The organism is Peptostreptococcus russellii, from assembly GCF_003012055.1.
GTDB lineage: Bacteria > Bacillota > Clostridia > Peptostreptococcales > Peptostreptococcaceae > Peptostreptococcus > Peptostreptococcus russellii.
Genome location: NZ_JYGE01000007.1, coordinates 188,685 through 208,577 on the forward strand (window position 1 = coordinate 188,685; position 19,893 = coordinate 208,577).

Below are 19,893 nucleotides of genomic sequence, written 5' to 3' on the forward strand. Positions count from 1 at the left end.
GATAAATTCATCAAAACTTGACTATAAAATTTTAGTCAAGTGTAGTTTAAGGAGGTAGTATGTTTTCGTGGTTGAAAAATAGTAAGGATGAAAATGTTACAAATATTCTTAAAGATAATCATGGCTTAAAATATAAAATGATAATCCATTCTTTAATTATAGGGCTTGTGAGTGGTGCAGTTATAGTTTTATATAGGATTTTAGGTCAGTATTTGCTAGGTCATTTTGTAAGTATATATGATTATGCCCACGGTAAACCATTGATAATAATGGCTGTTTTTGCTGTTTTGATTTTAATGTCAATGTTTGTAGCGTTTTGTGTAAAACAAGAGCCAAATATTTCGGGATCTGGTATTCCACAAGTTAAGGGAATAATGACTAGAAGGATTCAAGTTAACTGGTTTAAAGTACTCATATATAAGTTCTTTGGAGGAATAATGTGTTTGGCAGCTGGATTGTCTGTAGGTAGAGAAGGTCCATCTGTGCAAATGGGGGCAGCAATAGGTGAAGGTATTTCAAAAAAGAGCAATAAGATGGATTATGAACATAAGTATTTAATTACTAGTGGAGCATCTGCAGGCTTAGCTGCAGCATTTAATGCACCTTTGGCTGGTGTTATGTTTGCACTGGAGGAGATTCATAAGAATTTTTCACCTATAGTTCTTATGTCTGCTATGATATCCGCTCTTAGTGCAGATATATTAAGTAAATTTGTGCTTGGAATCAATCCAGCTCTTAGGTTTAATATGCTCAGTAAGATGCCGATAAAATATTATTGGTCTTTAATACTACTTGGAGTCTTGGTTGGACTAAGCAGCTATATATTTAATAAAGGATTACTGTATACTAAACACAAGTACAGGGATTTAAAAATTAAGACTGAGTTTAAAATAATGATTCCATTTATATGTTCAGGAATTATAGGTATGGTATTTCCAGTACTAATAGGTGGAGGTCATAGCTTAATAATGAGTCTGGGAACAGTTCATATGAGTATTTTGATGATGTTTGTAGCACTAATTATAAAATATTTATTTACATTTATATCATTTGGCTCAGGAGTTCCAGGCGGAATATTCTTCCCTTTATTAGCACTAGGGGCTTTGATAGGTGGAATATGTGGTACTATATGTATTAAATATCTAGGAATCCCAGCAAATTTTTTAGTTAACTTTGCAATTTTGGCAATGGCAGGTCATTTTGCAGCTATAGTAAAAGCACCTATTACAGGAATCATACTTATATTTGAAATGACAGGGTCTTTTGAGCAGTTGTTGCCGCTTTCAGTGGTTGTTTTTATAGCTATGCTAGTATCTGATATGCTAGGTGTAAGGCCTGTTTATGATGATTTGCTCGATGATATATTGGAAAAAGAGCATATTGAATATGAAGGCGGAGAAAATAAAAAAACATTAGTAGAACTTTCGGTTCATATAGGAAGTGAAGTAGAAGGCAAAAAAATATCAGAAATTAATTGGCCACAAAATTGCTTGTTGGTCGCCCTATATAGAGGTGAAAAAGAAATAATACCTAGGGGAAATACAAAAATGTTAGAGGGAGATTTGCTTTTAGTAATGGTAAATCAGACTGAATCGGCTGATATGTTGGATTATTTAACTGATCTAACAACATCTTCTATTGAATAATCATTAAATAACAAATAAGACCAAGGGATATCCTTTGGTCTTATTTATTATTTAAGCTAAAGATATATCTTATTTTAGGATAAAATGGCTAATTTTAAGTCAATCTTATAAGAGATGTGATAAAATGGTATAGATTATACTATGTAAAATAGATATTAAATAAATTATACTTATTAAATATATTAAAAAATATAGCTTTTTAAAAAGCATATAAAGATAAGTTGTAGTTTTTAAATAAAAGCAAGTTATGTTTTTTAAATAAAAGCAAGTTATGTTTTTTAAATAAAAGTAAGTTATAGTTTTTAAATAAAAGTAAGTTATAGTTTTTAAATAAAATATATAATATAAATAAATCAATAAAATATAAATAAATTAATAAAATATAAATAAATTAATAAAATATAATAGCTTTATTAAAGATAAGTGAAATAAAGTCAGCTAAAAGCAAGTTATACTTGTCAATAAAGTTTGAAATAGAAGTAAAGCTGGGTTTTATAAAAGAATGACTAAAAATTTTGATTTTAGAAATAAAACTCAAGAAGGGAGATATTATGGAAGAATTAAATAATAATCAAAAATTGGCTGTGAATTATATAGATGGAGCCTGTTTAGTTTTAGCGGGGCCTGGATCTGGAAAAACTAGGGTTATAGCCCATAGAATAGTAAATATGATAGAAAATCATAATATAGCAGCGACTAGGATACTAGCAATTAGCTTCACAAAGGCATCTTCTGTAGAGATGAGAAAAAAGACCTTGCAGTTGTCAAATAATGACAATATAAAAAAAGTAAACTTTGGAACATTCCATTCATCTTTTTTCAGGATTTTAAGGAGATATGCTGGAGTTAAGATAGAAGATTTAATATCGGAATCTGATAGATTCGCTCTTATAAAGAGTATTTTAAAACACTTAAAGATAGTGAATTTTAATGACGATGATGTAGCAGATGTTTTGTCAGAAATATCTCTTGTAAAAAATGAACTTATGAATCCACTTGAATTTGAATCACAGGGTTTTTCAAATGAGGAATTTCAGGATATTTTTAGACTATATGAAAAAGCAAAGAGGTCTGCAAACAAAATTGATTTTGATGATATGCTGATACTTGCATATTCTTTACTCAAAAAACAAGCAGCAGTACTAAATATTGTGAGGCAGGTATATAAATATATTCTAATAGATGAGTTTCAAGATATTAATAGGGTACAGTTTGAAGTAATCAAACTAATAGCCCATCCAAATAACAATGTATTTGCTGTAGGAGATGAGGACCAGAGTATTTATGGATTTAGAGGAGCAAGACCAGATTTTATGATGGATTTTGAAAAACACTTTGAAAATGCAAAAAAAATAACTCTAGATACAAATTATCGTTCCAAAGAAAATATAGTAGAAACATCTCAAAATTTAATAAAGAATAACAAAAATAGATATGAAAAATCTATAGTTTCAAAATCAAAGGAAAATGGAGAAATAAGGTATATCTCGCCAAAGGATACAGATGATGAGGCTATAATTATTGCTAAAGAGATAAAGACTCTTGTGGAATCAAAAAATAAATATTTGGATAAAAATAAGAAGGATAATAGCAGTGATTTTGATTATAGTGATTTTGCGGTCATGTATAGAACGAATAGGCAGGCAAGAGCATTTGTAGATGTTTTTATGGACTATAGAATACCATTTGTATTGAAGGATTTGGCAAAGAGTATATATGATCATTGGGTGAGTTTAGATATAATATCTTATATGAAGATAGCGGCAAATATAGCTACAAATAACGATTGGGCTAGAATTATAAACAAACCATTTAGATACATATCTAAATATGCTATAAAAGAGGCAAGTGAATCTAAGGATTTTTTCGAATCATTAATGGATAATGAAGATATAAAATCTTTCCAAAAAAAAGATCTTGAAGACTTAAATGATGATTTATACTATATAAGGGGACTTGCTCCAGAGTATGCAATATCATATATTAGAACGACATTAGATTATGATAGATATATACTAGAGTATTGTCATAACAGAAAAATAAAGGCAAAACAAATAGTAGATATTTTGGATGAATTAGAGACATCGGCAAAATCATATAAAACGCTATTTGAATTTTTTGAGCATATTGAACTTGTTAGAGAAGAGATGAAAAAAAGAACGGATAAGAGATCAAATTCAGCAAAAGATATGATGAATGAAGGAGTTGTACTATCGACTATGCATAGTGCAAAAGGCTTGGAATTTAACAATGTTTATATAAGTGGTGTAAATGATTCTGTTATTCCATATATAGCTTCAGATGAAGAAGAGATAAAAGATGAAAACTATGAAGAAGAAAGAAGACTTTTATATGTGGGAGTAACACGTGCAAAAAATAATTTAGTGATTTCTAGCCCATTAAAAAGATATGGAAAGAGCATATCAAAATCTAGATTTTTAAATGAAATGAAAAATGAAAAAACTAATAGCAAGAAAACTAAAAGCAAAAAAGCTAAATAGAAATAAAATGTAATATAAGGGTTAAAAGTAGAATAGCTAGATTTTCTATAAAAAGGCCAAATAAAAAGAATTTTAAAATATATTTAGAAAATTGCTTGACATTTAAAATATCTCCTCGTATAATAAGTATTATAACATAATATAAGCCGATGATAAAGAGAGTAGCTTAAATGAATTTACAGCGAGTTGGGGTTGGTGTGAGCCTGATATTGGATTTTACAGTGAAGAGAGCTTTGGAGGTTACTAGAAGAATAGAGTATTTTAGTAGGTTGCCCGCCTTAAGGGTTTGAGAGGACAGTATATCTGTCAATGAGAGTGGTAACGCGGAATTTTCGTCTCTTGGTCTTTGGACCAAGGGGCTTTTTTTTATATAAAGATCTCATTGATAGTAATAAAAAATAGATAAATTATAAGATATATGTATGTATTTCTTTTTTATTAATTTATATTTTTGATATTTAATTTACTCAGTAAATGATATTTAAAATTCTATTTTGAAAAGTTATATTTAATTGCTGTCAATAAGAGTGGTAACGCGGAATTTTCGTCTCTTGGTCTTTGGACCGAGGGGCTTTTTTTGTATCAAATTATAATATTTTAAAGAGAAGGAGAATGAAAAATGAAGTTTGGATTAAAAAAATTATTAGCATTAGGTTTAGTAGCAGTAATGGCGGTTGGAGCTGTAGGATGTGGCAGTAGTAAAGATTCTGACAAGGCAGCTTTGGATCAGATTAAAGAAAAAGGAACAGTTGTAGTAGGTACATCTCCAGACTATCCACCTTTTGAATTTGCAATATCAGAAAATGGTAAAAGCAAGATAGTTGGTGCAGATATAGATCTTGCACAGAAGATGGCAGATAAGATGGGAGTAAAGCTTGAGGTTAAGGCAATGGATTTTGATGCATTAATTCCAGCTCTACAAGCAGATACGGTTGACATGGTAATTACAGGAATGTCTCCAGATCCTACTCGTGAGAAATCAGTGGACTTCTCAGACATTTATTTCAAGGGAGAAAATGGAGTACTTGTAAAGACTGGAGATAAGGAAAATATAAAGTCAGAAGATGAATTAAAGAAGCTAAAACTTGGGGTTCAAAAGGGTTCTACTCAGGAAACATATGTAAGAGATGGACTTAAGAAAGATGATTACAAGGCTTTGGCAGCAGTTCCAGATTTAATTACAGATATGAAAAATGGAAATGTAGACGCTGTTGTATTAAACAATAAGGTTGCAAAGATAAATGAAGGAAAATATGATGGTATTAAAATGTTAGAAGGATTAAAATTAACAAGTGGTGGCGATGAGGAAGCAATGGCTATTGCAGTTAAAAAGGGTAATAATAAAACATTTATAAGTCTTTTAAATGATGAGATAAAAGAGTTAAATTCTAGCGGTGAGTACGATAAGATTCTTTCTAATGCAGTTGACTTAGTATCAAAAGAAGAAAAATAATAAGAGAGTATCAAAAAATAATAAAAAAATAGTATTAAAGTAAAAGAAAGAAGAAAAAATATACGCCACTTAAATTATAGTGGCGTATATAAATTAAGTTTATTAAATACTACAAAAATAATTATTAGTTAATAGTTATTCTTGCAGTATTTAATAGAAATTATAATATATAAGAAAGAGGAGATAAAATGGGATATATAGGAGATTATTTTGGCTCTTACCTATCAGGTACGGGCGTAACAATATTGATATCTTTACTAGCTCTAGTAGCGGGCTTTATACTGGGATTAGTAATATGTATAGCAAAGATATCTAATTCTAAGGTACTAAAAGTAATATCAGGAGTATATATAGAGATAGTTAGAGGAACACCTTTGCTAGTTCAGATAATGATTATAGCATATGCACTTCCTCAAGTAGGAGTTCAATTTCCAAGCATACTTGGTATGGGAACTGAATTTACAGGTGGTTTAGTCGCTCTTACATTGAATTCAGCTGCCTATATAGCAGAAATTATGAGATCAGGAATACAGTCGATAAATAAGGGGCAGATGGAAGCAAGTCGTTCTTTAGGATTTAATTATTGGCAGGCGATGAGGTTTATAATAGTACCTCAGGCTGTAAAAAATATACTTCCAGCACTTGGAAATGAGTTTGTAACTTTGGTTAAAGAGTCTGCAATCGTATCATTTGTAGGAATAGCAGACATTATGTTTGTTGCAAATACAGTGAAAAATTCTACATATAAAGCTTTCGGGCCATATTTATTTGCAGCTTTGATATACTTTATAATAACATTTACTTTGTCTAAGGCAATTGCTTTACTAGAAAAGAAAATGACAGTAGATAAATAAAAGTAGAAGTTGATAAAGGAGAATAAAATGAGTGAAAATAATACACTATTGGAAATAAAGAATCTACATAAATCATTTGGAAATTTAGATGTAATAAAAGGTGTAGATTTAGAGATAGATAAGGGAGATATACTAGTAATTGTAGGACCTTCTGGCTCTGGAAAAAGTACTGTGCTAAGATGTATGAATTTATTAGAGACACCTACATCTGGAGATATTATATTTGAAGGCAAAAGTATACTAGATAATAAAAAAGAAATAGATAAGGTAAGAGAAAAAATAGGTATGGTATTTCAAAGTTTCAACCTATTTCCAAATAAAACTATAATAGATAATATAATTTTAGCACCTATGAAGGTAAAGGGAAAAAGCAAGGAAGATGCTATGAAAAAGGCTGAGGAATTATTAAATAGAGTTGGCTTAATAGATAAGAAAGATGCATATCCTACACAGCTTTCAGGAGGGCAGCAGCAACGTATAGCTATTGCTAGAGCCTTAGCTATGGAACCTGATGTGATGTTGTTTGATGAGCCTACATCAGCTCTTGACCCAGAAATGGTCAATGAGGTATTGGATGTAATAAAAGAACTTGCAAAAGAAGGTATGACTATGGCAATTGTAACTCACGAGATGGGATTTGCAAAAGAAGTGGCAGATAGAGTTATATTTATAGACGAGGGTAAAATAGTAGAAGATGGAACGCCAGATGATGTATTTAATCACTCTAAGAGTGATAGAGCGAGGGACTTCTTTAAAAAAATATTATAAATTTAATGCAAAAACAGCCGACTGTCATTATGACTTATAGTCGGTTGTTTTTCTTTTTATATCTATATATATTTATAAAATTAAATTGGGTGTTTCTAATTTATATAAAATCGTATATAATAGTGGTAGTTGACTTTTTTTGGGAAGGGAATAGAAGTGTTTTAATTAGAGGGATACACTCAGATAGATAAGTTTCCAAATAAACTATACCGCCAATGTCACTATTTATTTGTGACTTATTTTTATTATTAAGAAAGGGAGAACTACTTATATAATATGAAAAGATTTTATCCATTAATAAAATTTGTAGTCTTTCTGACGGTACTTATATTTGCATTTGTAAAGATAGATCCATTTTCTAGGCTTGAAAATGATCCAGTAGATATTTTGAATCAGGATAATTTAGCTAAGAATGTTGATATTGATACAATATCACCTAGCTCAATTAAATATTCAGAGCATCTAAAGGATAAGCATGGCTCAGTAAATAGGATTGTATTCAATGAAGAAAAAGGAATACTAAGAATAGTGTATTATAGTACTTCTCATACAGAAGGACAGACAGAACTTAGGAATTTTGCCTACCAAAGTTCGGATATTTTAGAAAATTTAAGAAAAAACCCTAAAATTGATTCAATTGAATTTAGTCAAGAAATCAGTATGGGAGATGGCAAGACTGTTGAAAATGCTATATATGCATATTTTGATAGGTCAAATTTTGATAGTATTAACTATTTAAAGTGGAAGGAAGATATAAGAGAAAAAGATAATTTTATGTTGTTTTTTAATAAATCAAATAAATATATGGTAGATAGTGATTTGATTAGAGATTTGAAAGAAGATGCAGTTAAGATTATGGATTACAAAAACATGATGAAGTAAATTAAATAAATTTATAAATACATCTATCAGAATTATTCTGATAGATGTGTCTTGTTGTGTATACATTAGACAAAAAAGATAAGAGGTGTTGGTTTTGGAAAATTTTATGTTTGCATTAAATGCAACCATGCCAGTTTTTTTAATTATTGTTTTAGGAAAGTTTTTAATAAAAAGGGGTATTATAACAGAAAAATGGACGAAGGTTACTGATAAATTTGCTTTTAGAGTAGCTCTTCCTATCACTTTATTTTTAGATATAGCAGATATGCATATGGATCCTAGAAGCAATTTGAAATTGGTAATATTTTGTATGTTAGTGACTACTATTATGTTCTTTTTAACTTGGTTACTGTCATATATATTTTTAAAGGATAAGACTATGGTCGGTTCATTTACTCAAGGGTCTGTTAGAGGAAGTGCAGCCATACTAGGCATTCCTTTTGCAATGAATGTGTATGGAAGAGTTGGTATGGTTCCTTTGATGATTTTGGCGGTGGTTCCACTCTTCAATGCATATTCTGTAATTATATTAGCTATTTCTTCAAACTTTAGAAATAAGAAAAAAGACATTAAAGAAGTAAGTGATAGAGATGATTTAGAAGACAATAAATTGAGTGTTTTAGATAAAGAGGAAGATGAGAAGGCTATAAAGTTGAGTTTTGGAAAAGTATTAAAATCTATTGTAAAAAATCCTTTGATAATTGGTATAGCACTAGGGTTTCCATTTTGTATTTTTAAAATAAAGATACCATTTATAATTCACCAATCTCTCTGTCGTGTAGGTGACACAGCAACGGCATTGATGTTAATATCTATAGGAGCGGGCTTTGAGATTAAAGATTTAACAGCTAAATTTAAGCATTCTTTTATTTCGACATCTATTAAGCTAGTAATACTTCCCTTGATATTTATGCCAATAGCAGTATCTATGGGATTTAGAAATGATTCCTTACTTGCAATACTTATTATGCTTGCCTCACCAGCTGCTATATCTGCTTACGTAATGTCTAAGAGTATGAATAATGATTATGTTTTGATGTCAAATACAATAGTAATGACAACTTTATTCTCGGCGGTTACATTTACATTTTGGGTATTTGGACTAAAGTGTATGAATTTAATTTAGCTTAAGAGAAAGAAAAAATAGATTTAACTTATTTGAGTTTAGGTCAAATAAATATGGTGCTATTAGAAAAAGTCTAGTGGCACCATATTTATTTTATAAAAATTGATAGATAAAAATTGATAGATAAAAATGAAAATATAATTCTATTAAAATATTTAATACTTGGAATATCTGTGGTATAATAAAGTTTTGTAAAGGGGTTGATCTGATGAAGGTCTATTTAGACAATAGTGCAACTACAAAGCCATATAAGGAAGTTGTAGAAGAAATGATAATTTCATTGACAGATGATTTTTCTAATCCTTCTGCTGCGTATAGAGATGGATTTGAGATAGAGAAAAAAATAAAACAAATAAGAAAAAATATAGCCAGAACTCTTGGCGTTGAAGATAAATCTATAATATTTAACTCTGGAGGCACTGAAAGCAATAATTCAATAATTAGAAGCGTTGCCTCACTCAATAAAAAGAGAAAAAATCATATTATCACTACTGCAATTGAACACCCTGCAGTATTAAACACAGTAAAAAGTCTGGAAGATGATGGATTTGATATAACTGTTTTAGATGTAGATAGTAAGGGATATATAAATATAGAAGAACTAGAAGCTGCTATTACAGAAAAAACTTCTTTGGTCAGTGTAATGTTTGTAAACAATGAAATAGGTTGCATTGAGCCAATAAAGGAAATAGGAGAACTATTGAAAAAACAAAATCATAAAATATTTTTTCATGTAGATGCTGTTCAGGCTTACGGGAAAGTAGACTTTAAATTAAGCGATATGAATATTGATTTTATGAGTGTTAGTGGGCATAAGATCCACGGACCAAAGGGAATAGGCTTTATGTATATAAAAGATACCAGCAAATTCAAGCCACTTTTAGAAGGTGGTGGACAGGAGTTTAACCTTAGATCAGGAACAGAAAATGTTCCAGGGATATATGGAATTGGAAAAGCTGTAGAGATAGTATTTTCAAATCTAGAAGAAAATATATCATATATAAACAATTTGAAGAATTATTTATGGGAAAAGCTATCAGAAAATATAGATGACATAAAGTTAAATTCGGATTTAGAAAAAGGAGTATGTCATATACTAAATGTATCTTTTGCTGATGTAAAGGGAGAAGTTCTTCTTCACTATTTAGAAGGAGATAATATATCAGTATCTACTGGTTCAGCTTGCTCTGCTAAGAAAAAAGGAAGTCACGTTTTAAATGCAATTGCTTTGAGTCCAAATGAAATAGAAGGTGCTGTGAGATTTAGTCTTTGTGATATGAATACAAAGGAAGAAATAGACTACACTGTAGAAAAAATAAAGTCTCATGTGGAAATGATTAGACTTTTATCTAAAAGAAAAAGAAGATAGTAGCTCAAAACAGAGCATAAATTAAAGGGTAGAATTGAAAGGGAATGAGAAATGTACAATATACTAATAGCTAAGTATGGTGAAATAGGAGTAAAGGGAAAGAATAGATATATATTTGAAAATAAACTTATAAGAAATATTAGAAATATGCTAAAATCAATTGGTAAATTCAATGTTTATAAGGAATACGGAAGAATATATATAGACGTAGATGATAGCAATTATGAAGAGGTAATGAATGAAGTAAGAAAGGTATTTGGTGTAGTTGGAGTTTGTCCTGCTATGAAGAGAGAAAAAGATTACCAAGTATTGAAAGATACTGCACTTTTGATGCTTGAGGAAAAAGTGAAAAATGGAGCAAAGACTTTTAAGATACAGTCAAAAAGAGGAGACAAGAGCTTCCCAATGACTTCACAAGAGATGAGTATAGATATAGGTGGTTATGTACTTACAACTTTAAATAACCCTGATGTAAGTGTAGATGTTAGAAATCCAGAAGTCAAGATAACTTGTGAATATAGAAATGAACATACATTGGTATATGCAGATTCAGTAGAGGGTTATGGTGGCTTGCCTATTGGAACAAATGGAAAAGCAATGACTCTTTTATCTGGTGGAATAGACAGTCCAGTTGCATCTTGGTTAGTTGCCAAAAGAGGTGTAGATATAGAGGCTGTACATTTTCATTCTTATCCTTTTACAAATGAAAGATCTCAGGAGAAGGTAAGAGAACTTGCAAAAATACTTTCTAAATATTGCGGTCCAATAAAATTACACATGGTAAATACTTTGAATATACAAAAGGCTATAGCAGAAAATTGTAATGAAGAAGAAACAACAATATTATCTAGAAGATTTATGATGAGAATAGCCGAAAAGATAGGTCAGAGTAGATATTGTGATGCTATAATAACTGGAGAAAGTATAGGTCAGGTAGCATCTCAAACAATGCAGGGTCTAGTTTGTACAAATGCATCTGTATCTGTGCCTGTATTTAGACCTTTAATAGCAATGGATAAGATAGATATCATAAAAATTGCAGAAGAAATAGGAACATATGAAACTTCAATAATACCTGAGGCAGATTGTTGCTCATTATTTTCTCCTAAAAAGCCAGTTACTAAGCCTAGGTTAGAAAAAATAGAAAAATCAGAAGAAAAGTTAGATGTAGAAGCCTTAATAGATTCAGCAATAGAAAAATCAGTTGTGGAAACTATATCATATGAATAAATTTATTTTAAATTAAGGATTGTGCATTATAATTAAAGATTATAGTGCGCAATTTTAATATATATGGAGGTATTTGTATGGAGTTAGAAAATAATGTTAAAAATACAGCCTTAATATTTGAGGGTGGAGGAATGAGAGGTGCATTTACAGCTGGTATAGTAAATACACTTTTAGAAAATGAGATATATATTGATTATGTGGCAGGAATTTCAGCTGGTACTACTGCAACATTAAACTATCTATCTAGAGATAAAAAAAGAACATGGGACTCTTTTATAGAATTGGTTGATGATCCGAACTTTGGTGGTTGGAAATCTTTTTTTAGGGGAAATGGATTCTTTAATAGTGAATATATATATGAAGAAATTGGAAGACCTGGAGAATGGTTGGAGTTCGATTATGAAACTTTTTTAGCTAACCCAGCAAAGTATAGAATAGTAGCCTATGATGTTGAAGAAGATAGAGCAAGGAATTTTACAAATTCAGATGTAAACTCTCTTGAAGATATAATGAAAATTGCTAGAGCATCTTCGTCTTTACCAATTTTGATGCCATCTACAATAATTGATGATAAAATATATTATGATGGTGGACTTACTGGTGGAATAGCATTAGATATTGCTATAGAAGATGGTTTTGATAAATTCTTTATTGTTAGAACTCAAGAAAAAGATTATAGAAAAAAAGCGGTGAAACATCCGAAGTTTTATAGAAGACATTTTAAGGACTATCCTGGAGTTGCCGAAGCCCTTATAAATAGATCTCAAGTATATAATGAACAATGTGACAAAATAGAAGAACTTGAAAAACAAGGCAAGGCATATGTAGTATATCCGGAAGAAATGAATATAACAAATAGAGAAACAAATAAAGAAAAATTAGCATCTATATATAATCAAGGTTATGATATAGGGAATCGTGATATTGAGAAGTGGAAAGAGTTTTTATTTAAATAAGATTAAAAAGCATTTAGATCGATTAACAATCTAAGTGCTTTTTAATTTTAGTAGTTAGATTTAGGAGAATACTTTCTATAGATAGTATAAAATGATATATATCTAATATAAGTAATTTAAAATAAGTCGAAGGAATAAATATAATTTTCTGCTAAATGTAAAAAAATAATTTATAGAGTATATTAAAGTATTTTTAACATAATAAAAAGATTTTCTTGAAAATTTTTTTATAGTGTTAAATAAAAGATTATAAAATCTTTAAAAAAATAGTTTGCAAAAAATGTATTTTGCAAGTATAATAAATAGGTATTGTAAAGGAAGGAAGTTTTATGGAAATAAATAATTTTAATGAGTTAGAAATAAGAAAAGAAATAAAAATGGCGGTTGAGGATTTAGGTTACGAAAAACCATCTCCAATACAGGCAAGAGCGATTCCTACTATGTTAGAAGGAAATGACGTTATCGGTCAGGCTCAGACAGGAACAGGAAAAACAGCAGCATTCAGTATTCCTATTCTTGAAAAAATTGATGTAAGTGATAAAAAAGTTCAGGCTATAATTTTATGCCCGACAAGAGAGTTGGCTATTCAGGTTTCAGAAGAAATCAAGAAGCTAAGTTCACATATGCGTGGATTAAGAACTCTTCCAGTATATGGTGGACAGCCAATACAGAGACAGATTAAAGCTCTAAAGAGCGGGGTTCAGGTAGTAATAGGTACTCCAGGTAGAGTAATAGACCATATAAATAGAAAGACATTAAAGTTGTCTAATATAAAAATGGTAGTATTAGATGAAGCAGATGAAATGTTGGATATGGGATTCAGAGAAGATATAGAAACTATATTAACTAATGTTCCAGAAGAAAGACAAACTGCATTATTCTCAGCGACTATGCCAAAGTCAATCTTGGATTTAACTAAGAAGTATCAAAATGATCCAGTTCATATCAAGGTAGTAAGAAAAGAGCTTACAGTTTCAAATATCAAACAATTCTATATAGAGACTAGAAATTCAAACAGATTAGAAGTTTTAACAAGAGTAGTAGATGTGTATGATCCAAAGCTAACAGTTATATTTACAAACACAAAGAAGGGTGCAGATGAATTAGTATCAAACCTTCAGGCTAGAGGATACTCTGCAGACTCTCTTCACGGAGATATGAAGCAGGCACAAAGAGATATTGTAATGGAAAAGTTCAGAGCGTCAACTATAGATATACTTGTTGCTACAGATGTTGCAGCTAGAGGTATTGATATTGATGATGTAGAATGTGTTATCAACTATGACCTACCTCAGGACGAAGAATATTATGTTCATAGAATAGGTAGAACAGGCAGAGCTGGTAGAGAAGGTATAGCATTTTCTTTTGCATTTGGAAGAGATATGAGAAGACTAAGAGATATTGAAAGATATACAAAGTCTAAGATAGAAAAGCATCCAATACCAACAGTAGCAGATGTAGAAGGTAAGAAGATTAGCCAATTCTTTGATTCTATAAAGGAAACTTTAGAAGAAGGAAAGATGACTAAGCAAGTACAGTGGGTGGAAGAATTTTGCGAAAAAGAAGAGTATTCTTTGGTAGAAATCTGTGCTGCAATCGTTAAAAATAGCATCGGCGATGAAGAAAAAATGGAAATAAAAGAAGAAAGATCTAGAGATAACAATAACAATGGTAGAAACAATAGAAGAAAAAACCGTAGTGCTGCAGATATGACTAGATTATTCTTAAATGTTGGTAGAAAACAAAAGGTTCAAGCTAAAGACATATTAGGTTCAATAGCTGGAGAAACTGGTGTCAAAGGTAGTCACATTGGAAATATAGATGTGTATGATAAATATACATTTGTAGATGTTGATAAGGATATGGCCAAGACAATAATAACAAAGATGAAAAACAGAAAGATTAAGGGAAATAAACTTAATATTGAAAGAGCCAACAGAAAATCTAAGTAATAGCGTATATTTATAACTTAATAAATATAAATGAGATGACAGCATAAAAAGGAGGAATTCTTTAATTGCTGTCTTTTTTTTGCAAAAAATAAGAATTAATGTAAGATAGATATTAATAACTGGAAAAATAATGGAATTATAAAATTATAATATAAAAAAAGACGACATAACATGTCGTCTTTTTATTTTGATTTTAATAGCCTTGTCCTTGTTGAACATTTCCAGTATTAGCTGTTCCTGTTCCTGTGCCAGCGCCTGTTCCTACACCAGCAGTATTGCCTGTAGCACCACCAGTGTTAGCAGTGCCTGTATTGTTAGTAGTGCCTGTACCTTGGTTATAGTTGTTATATGACTTTCTAGTATAACCTGTATTTCTTCTATAGTTAGTAGTGCTCTTCTTTTGATAATATCCTGCACCTGAACTATATCTGTCAGGAGAAGTAGCATCTAAGAATGCAGCCATTACACCATAAGAAGCACGTCCTCCATCTATAGGGTTTATACCAGTCATGTAAACTCCATCTGGCTTTTCAAATTTCTTGTATTCTAAGTTTTCGTGTACTGGATTCATAATCTTTGCCCAAAGTCTTGAAGATGACATAGATCCACCACCTTCTATAGATCTTCTTTGCATAGTTGAACCATCATCATTTTTAATACCAGCATCATCACCAATATACACACTTCCAACATAGTATGGAGTATATCCAACAAACCATGTATCTAGATAACTATTAGTAGAACCAGTCTTACCAGCTACTGGAATTCCAGAGTTTAGAGCTGCGTTCTTACCAATACCTTCTGTAACAACTGCTTGTAGCATATCTGTCATAACATATGCCACTGCAGGATCTACAACTTTGTGAGTTTGAGGAGTATTTTTAACTATAAGCTCTCCGTTATATGTAGTAATAGTAGTAAATATTTCAGGTTCTACATAAACACCGCCATTGGCAATTGTACCAAATGCTGCAGCCATCTGAAGAGGTGTAATACCCTTAGTTAGACCACCAAGTACTAGTGAGTTGAAATGTCTATCACTTCTTTGCATACCAGCTTTATTTTCTTCCTTAAAGTCAAGGATAGTTGTGATACCAAAGTTTCTTAGGTAATCGATCATAACATCAATAGAGTCTTCATATGTAGGTCCTAATAATTCACCAGTTTTATAGGCAATAGTATTAGAAGATAGAGCCATACCGTGTCTCAATGACATAGATCCATATCCTTGTGTAGTTGTATTAGGATTATCCTCTCTATTTTCCTTAAATCTATAGCCGCCTCTTGCATCTGACATAAGAGTTGACTGAGTAACTTTTCCTGTATCAATGGCAGGAATATAAACAGATAAAGGTTTTATAGTAGAACCAGGCTGATAAGGTGTTAGAGCTCTATTTAGAGTCTTTCTAGCCTTAATATTACGTCCGCCAATTAATCCCTTGATATTTCCAGTTTTATAATCTATTACAACAGAAGCAGATTGAGGCTGACTTAAACCATTGTCTGCAACAGTATCATTAGGGAAGTTATTTCCGTTTTCATACTGTTTTTCTATTGATTCTTGTATTTTTGGATCGATAGTTGAGTTTATAATCAAACCGCCATTATAGTACATATTTCTTGCTTCTTCTTCAGTCTTACCTTGTTCCATCAAAGCATCTATAACGTCATATTCAATTAAACTCTCAACTGAGTTTGCAACTTTTTCTTTTGAATCTGGGAACTGAATACTGATAGGCTCATTTACAGCCTCTACATATTGTTTTTCAGTAATAACATTAAGTTCTCTCATTTTCTTAAGAACAGTTTCTTGTCTAACCTTTGCATCTGGGTTATTAATAGCCTTTCTTACTAGAAGCTCTCCACTTTTAAGTTGCTTATAAGTATCTTCATCTATTAAATCCCATTCATATAGATTTTCATACATATCTTTTTCAGCCTTATTTGCCTCTGCTAAACCTTCAGTAGGTAGGAAAAATAACAGTTTATGATTTAAGTCTGTCTTTGTTTCATCACCTGTTATTCGAGCAGTTGTATAAGGTGCATACTTCGATGGATTTCTTGTTACACCAGCGAGCATTGCAGCTTCTCCAAGTGTTAAATCTTTATTGTGTTTGTTGAAGTAGCCCATTGAACCGGCTTCAGCACCACAAAGACCCTTACCAACGAAATAATTATTTAGATATGTTTCTAAAATTTTATCTTTGCTTACTGTCTTGCTCATTTCAAGAGCATAGTATATATCCTTGATTTTTCGGCTAAGCGTCTGATCACTGCTAGTAAGTAGTACTTTTGAAACCTGCATAGGTATTGTACTACCACCCTGTCTCTTGCCAAGTAGTGTTTTAACTACAGAACGTCCTAGTCCCCAGTAATCGACACCACTGTGCGAATAAAAACGCTCATCCTCTATAGATACAATAGCCTTTCTTAAATAAGGCGACATATCACTTAGTGGAATAGGAGTCTTTTTATAAAGAGTTGGTGCAGTAGACATTGTCTCACCGTTTGAGTATTTAATAGTAGTTGTTTGATGAGTCAATTTATCTAAGAGATTTTCATTGACGGGTTTGATGTCTTTCAAAGACGCGAAAACAAACCCCAAACCTAGTGCAAAACATACTATTAAGGCAGCTATTATGCCACCGACAACTTTTCTCTTTCTTCTACTTCTGACTTTTTTCTGTAAAGCCTTTGAACTGCCTCTAGTAGCAGAGGAATTGTTTCTATTTCTCTTACTATTTTTATCATTTCTATTTACTTTACTAGAGTCTTGTTTTTTATTTTTTGAAACACTTACAGCCCTAGTTTTTGACGAAGGGTTCGTAGATGTAGAAGATTTCCTTGAAGTTGATGTAGGTCTAGACTTTTTTTGTGTGTTAGAACTTGATTTCTTTCTCTCTGAAGGAAGAGTAAAGTTTTTTCTAGCACTCGATCTAGAATCTGAAGAATTACGGGGAGATCTGCTATTAGAACTAGCCGATTTTCTTCTTATTTTATTTTTAGCTTCAGGATTATCTTTTTTCATTTCAGTTTTTACCTCCTTACTGTTTTTAATTATACATTAAAAATGTGTATATTACAATAATTAAGCTGATAAAAAGGCCTATCTTACAAAATTGAGAGATTGGAGAAAATAGCTATAATTAATTGTTTATATTTTAAAAATAATAATGTAATTTATACATAATATGCTATAATATTTTAGTATGTAGATTTTAAATAATCATTCTAGAAAATAAGTATGGATATGATAAATTTATATTAAATATTCACACTGGATGTGAGTGATATTAATAGAGATTTGTCTCTAAAGTTATGCAATATATAAAAATAGACAAATAGCACTGTATTTATATGAGATTTTGAGCAGAATTTTATATTTGCTAATTAATATATATAGAAAAACACTGAGAATTAAAGAAGTGATATTAAAGAAGTGATATTAAAGAAGTGATATCTAAAGAAATGACATTAAAGAAGTAATAGCAAAATTAATAATCAAGGAATAATTAATAGCTTAAAGAAAATTATGTAAATGGAGGAAAGTATGTTAGTAGTAGAAAAAGTAAGTCATGGATTTGGCTCGAGAACAATATTGGAAGATGTGTCTTTTAGAATAAGAAAAGGTGAGCATATAGCACTTGTGGGACCTAATGGAGAAGGTAAGTCGAGTTTTTTAAATATAATCACAATGAAGTTAATGCCAGACGCGGGTAGTATAAAGTGGTCAAATAGAGTAACGGTAGGCTATTTAGATCAGCATACTGTATTGGAAAAGGGAAATACTATAAGAGATATTCTTAGAGGAGCCTTCAATAATATGTATGAACTTGAAAAAGAGATGCTAGAAATATACGATAAAATGGCCGAAGCTACTGAAGAAGAGATGGAAAAGTATATGGAAGATACTGCAGATATACAGACTATGCTAGAACATAGTGGATTTTATACTATAGATGCAAAGATTCAGGAAGTTGCAAATGGTTTGGGATTAGGAGATATTGGTCTGGATAAAGATGTAGCAGACTTATCTGGTGGACAGAGAACAAAGGTACTTTTAACGAAGCTTTTACTAGAAAATCCTACTATATTAGTTTTAGACGAGCCTACAAACTATCTTGATGAAGAACATATAAATTGGTTAAGAAGTTATTTACAGGATTATGAAAATGCATTTGTTCTTGTATCTCATGATATACCTTTCATTAATGACACTTGCAATGTTATATATCATCTTGAAAATGGAGAGCTTAACAGATATAAGGGTAACTATGACGAATTTGAAAGATTAAATGAAATTAAAAAACGTCAAGAAGAGCAAGCTTATGAAAAACAGATAGAAGAAAGAAAGAAGTTAGAAGATTTTATTGCTAGAAATAAGGCTAGAGTAGCAACTAGGGGAATGGCAAATTCAAGACAAAAGGTACTAGACAAGATGGAAGTACTTGAAAGACCTAGAGAGAAGATAAAACCAGAATTTAATTTTAAAACTGCAAGAACATCTGGAAAAGTAGTATTTGAAAGTAAGGATTTAGTACTTGGATATGATGAAGCTCTAACTAAGCCTCTAAACTTTAGGCTAGAAAGAGGCAATAAGATTGCACTTAAGGGAATGAATGGTATTGGTAAGTCAACGTTATTGAAAACTCTATTAGGAATTGTTAAGCCTTTTGATGGGGAAGTCCATCTAGGAGATTATCTTGAAGTAGGATACTTTGAACAAGAAAGTTCTCACGAAAATACTAATACAGCTCTTCAAGAAGTATGGAATGAGTTTCCAGGTCTTGATAATGTAGATGTAAGAAGAGCACTAGCCAAGTGTGGGCTAACAAATGATCATATAACTAGTCAGATGAGAGTATTATCAGGTGGTGAAGCTGCTAAGGTTAGACTATGTAAAATAATGTTAAAGGAAATAAATTTCTTGGTTCTAGATGAGCCTACAAATCATTTAGATGTTGAGGCAAAGGATGAACTAAAAAGGGCTATACAAGACTTCAAGGGTACTGTCTTATTAGTAAGTCATGAGCCAGAATTCTTTATGGACATAGTAAATGATGTGTGGAATATAGAGGATTTTACAACAAAAATAGTATAAAAATTTAAAGAGAGGAGATTCCTCTCTTTTTTGTTTTAAAAGAATTTATAGTTAT

General features: G+C 30.9%; 13 protein-coding genes and 1 other annotated feature. Of the genes, 12 read left to right on the forward strand and 1 reads right to left on the reverse strand.

The window, feature by feature from the left end:
• The first annotated feature begins 59 nt into the window (after positions 1–59).
• The 11 genes from UF10_RS08700 to UF10_RS08750 all read left to right on the forward strand — a co-directional run bounded on the left by UF10_RS08700 (position 60) and on the right by UF10_RS08750 (position 14,737).
• Positions 60–1,646, forward strand: coding sequence for a ClC family H(+)/Cl(-) exchange transporter (locus UF10_RS08700; protein WP_207654589.1), 1,587 nt, complete (start codon positions 60–62; stop codon positions 1,644–1,646).
• 551 nt (positions 1,647–2,197) lie between these two features.
• Entirely contained in the window at positions 2,198–4,147 is a 1,950-nt protein-coding gene (locus tag UF10_RS08705) for an ATP-dependent helicase (RefSeq protein WP_106777409.1), read from the forward strand.
• A 140-nt stretch (positions 4,148–4,287) separates the two neighbouring features.
• Positions 4,288–4,490 (forward strand) — a binding site (T-box leader).
• A gap of 276 nt (positions 4,491–4,766) precedes the next feature.
• Entirely contained in the window at positions 4,767–5,600 is an 834-nt protein-coding gene (locus UF10_RS08710) for a transporter substrate-binding domain-containing protein (RefSeq protein ID WP_106777410.1), read from the forward strand.
• Positions 5,601–5,788: 188 nt separating this feature from the next.
• On the forward strand, positions 5,789–6,454 hold the full coding sequence (locus tag UF10_RS08715) for an amino acid ABC transporter permease (RefSeq protein WP_106777411.1): 666 nt from the start codon (positions 5,789–5,791) through the stop codon (positions 6,452–6,454).
• Between the two features lie 27 nt (positions 6,455–6,481).
• Positions 6,482–7,222 carry an amino acid ABC transporter ATP-binding protein gene (locus UF10_RS08720; RefSeq protein ID WP_106777412.1) on the forward strand — a complete coding sequence of 247 codons (741 nt, stop codon included), beginning with the start codon at positions 6,482–6,484 and terminating at the stop codon, positions 7,220–7,222.
• A gap of 276 nt (positions 7,223–7,498) precedes the next feature.
• Positions 7,499–8,104, forward strand: a complete 606-nt coding sequence (locus UF10_RS08725; RefSeq protein WP_106777413.1) for a hypothetical protein — start codon at positions 7,499–7,501, stop codon at positions 8,102–8,104.
• Between the two features lie 85 nt (positions 8,105–8,189).
• Positions 8,190–9,230 carry an AEC family transporter gene (locus tag UF10_RS08730; protein WP_242969089.1) on the forward strand — a complete coding sequence of 347 codons (1,041 nt, stop codon included), beginning with the start codon at positions 8,190–8,192 and terminating at the stop codon, positions 9,228–9,230.
• A 208-nt stretch (positions 9,231–9,438) separates the two neighbouring features.
• Positions 9,439–10,599, forward strand: a complete 1,161-nt coding sequence (locus tag UF10_RS08735) for a cysteine desulfurase family protein (RefSeq protein WP_106777415.1) — start codon at positions 9,439–9,441, stop codon at positions 10,597–10,599.
• A gap of 51 nt (positions 10,600–10,650) precedes the next feature.
• The gene (thiI, locus tag UF10_RS08740) at positions 10,651–11,829 is read left to right on the forward strand and encodes a tRNA uracil 4-sulfurtransferase ThiI (protein WP_106777416.1); all 1,179 of its coding nucleotides are present in this window, start codon (positions 10,651–10,653) and stop codon (positions 11,827–11,829) included.
• Between the two features lie 77 nt (positions 11,830–11,906).
• On the forward strand, positions 11,907–12,785 hold the full coding sequence (locus UF10_RS08745; protein WP_106777417.1) for a patatin-like phospholipase family protein: 879 nt from the start codon (positions 11,907–11,909) through the stop codon (positions 12,783–12,785).
• A gap of 329 nt (positions 12,786–13,114) precedes the next feature.
• The gene (locus UF10_RS08750) at positions 13,115–14,737 is read left to right on the forward strand and encodes a DEAD/DEAH box helicase (protein WP_106777418.1); all 1,623 of its coding nucleotides are present in this window, start codon (positions 13,115–13,117) and stop codon (positions 14,735–14,737) included.
• Positions 14,738–14,930: 193 nt separating this feature from the next.
• Here the strand turns inward: UF10_RS08750 and UF10_RS08755 are convergent, their stop codons facing one another.
• Entirely contained in the window at positions 14,931–17,765 is a 2,835-nt protein-coding gene (locus tag UF10_RS08755) for a transglycosylase domain-containing protein (protein ID WP_242969090.1), read from the reverse strand.
• Between the two features lie 522 nt (positions 17,766–18,287).
• Between UF10_RS08755 and UF10_RS08760 the strand changes: the two genes are divergently transcribed.
• A complete protein-coding gene (locus tag UF10_RS08760; protein ID WP_106777419.1) occupies positions 18,288–19,838 on the forward strand; it encodes an ABC-F family ATP-binding cassette domain-containing protein in 1,551 nt (516 codons plus the stop codon).
• Positions 19,839–19,893 lie beyond the last annotated feature (55 nt).

Excerpts from the sequence above, each read along its gene's own strand:
- UF10_RS08700 (WP_207654589.1), top strand. The coding sequence starts at position 60 with ATGTTTTCGTGGTTGAAAAATAGTAAGGATGAAAATGTTACAAATATT.
- UF10_RS08705 (WP_106777409.1), top strand. The coding sequence starts at position 2,198 with ATGGAAGAATTAAATAATAATCAAAAATTGGCTGTGAATTATATAGAT.
- UF10_RS08710 (WP_106777410.1), top strand. The coding sequence starts at position 4,767 with ATGAAGTTTGGATTAAAAAAATTATTAGCATTAGGTTTAGTAGCAGTA.
- UF10_RS08715 (WP_106777411.1), top strand. The coding sequence starts at position 5,789 with ATGGGATATATAGGAGATTATTTTGGCTCTTACCTATCAGGTACGGGC.
- UF10_RS08720 (WP_106777412.1), top strand. The coding sequence starts at position 6,482 with ATGAGTGAAAATAATACACTATTGGAAATAAAGAATCTACATAAATCA.
- UF10_RS08725 (WP_106777413.1), top strand. The coding sequence starts at position 7,499 with ATGAAAAGATTTTATCCATTAATAAAATTTGTAGTCTTTCTGACGGTA.
- UF10_RS08735 (WP_106777415.1), top strand. The coding sequence starts at position 9,439 with ATGAAGGTCTATTTAGACAATAGTGCAACTACAAAGCCATATAAGGAA.
- thiI (WP_106777416.1), top strand. The coding sequence starts at position 10,651 with ATGTACAATATACTAATAGCTAAGTATGGTGAAATAGGAGTAAAGGGA.
- UF10_RS08745 (WP_106777417.1), top strand. The coding sequence starts at position 11,907 with ATGGAGTTAGAAAATAATGTTAAAAATACAGCCTTAATATTTGAGGGT.
- UF10_RS08750 (WP_106777418.1), top strand. The coding sequence starts at position 13,115 with ATGGAAATAAATAATTTTAATGAGTTAGAAATAAGAAAAGAAATAAAA.
- UF10_RS08755 (WP_242969090.1), bottom strand. The coding sequence starts at position 17,765 with ATGAAAAAAGATAATCCTGAAGCTAAAAATAAAATAAGAAGAAAATCG.
- UF10_RS08760 (WP_106777419.1), top strand. The coding sequence starts at position 18,288 with ATGTTAGTAGTAGAAAAAGTAAGTCATGGATTTGGCTCGAGAACAATA.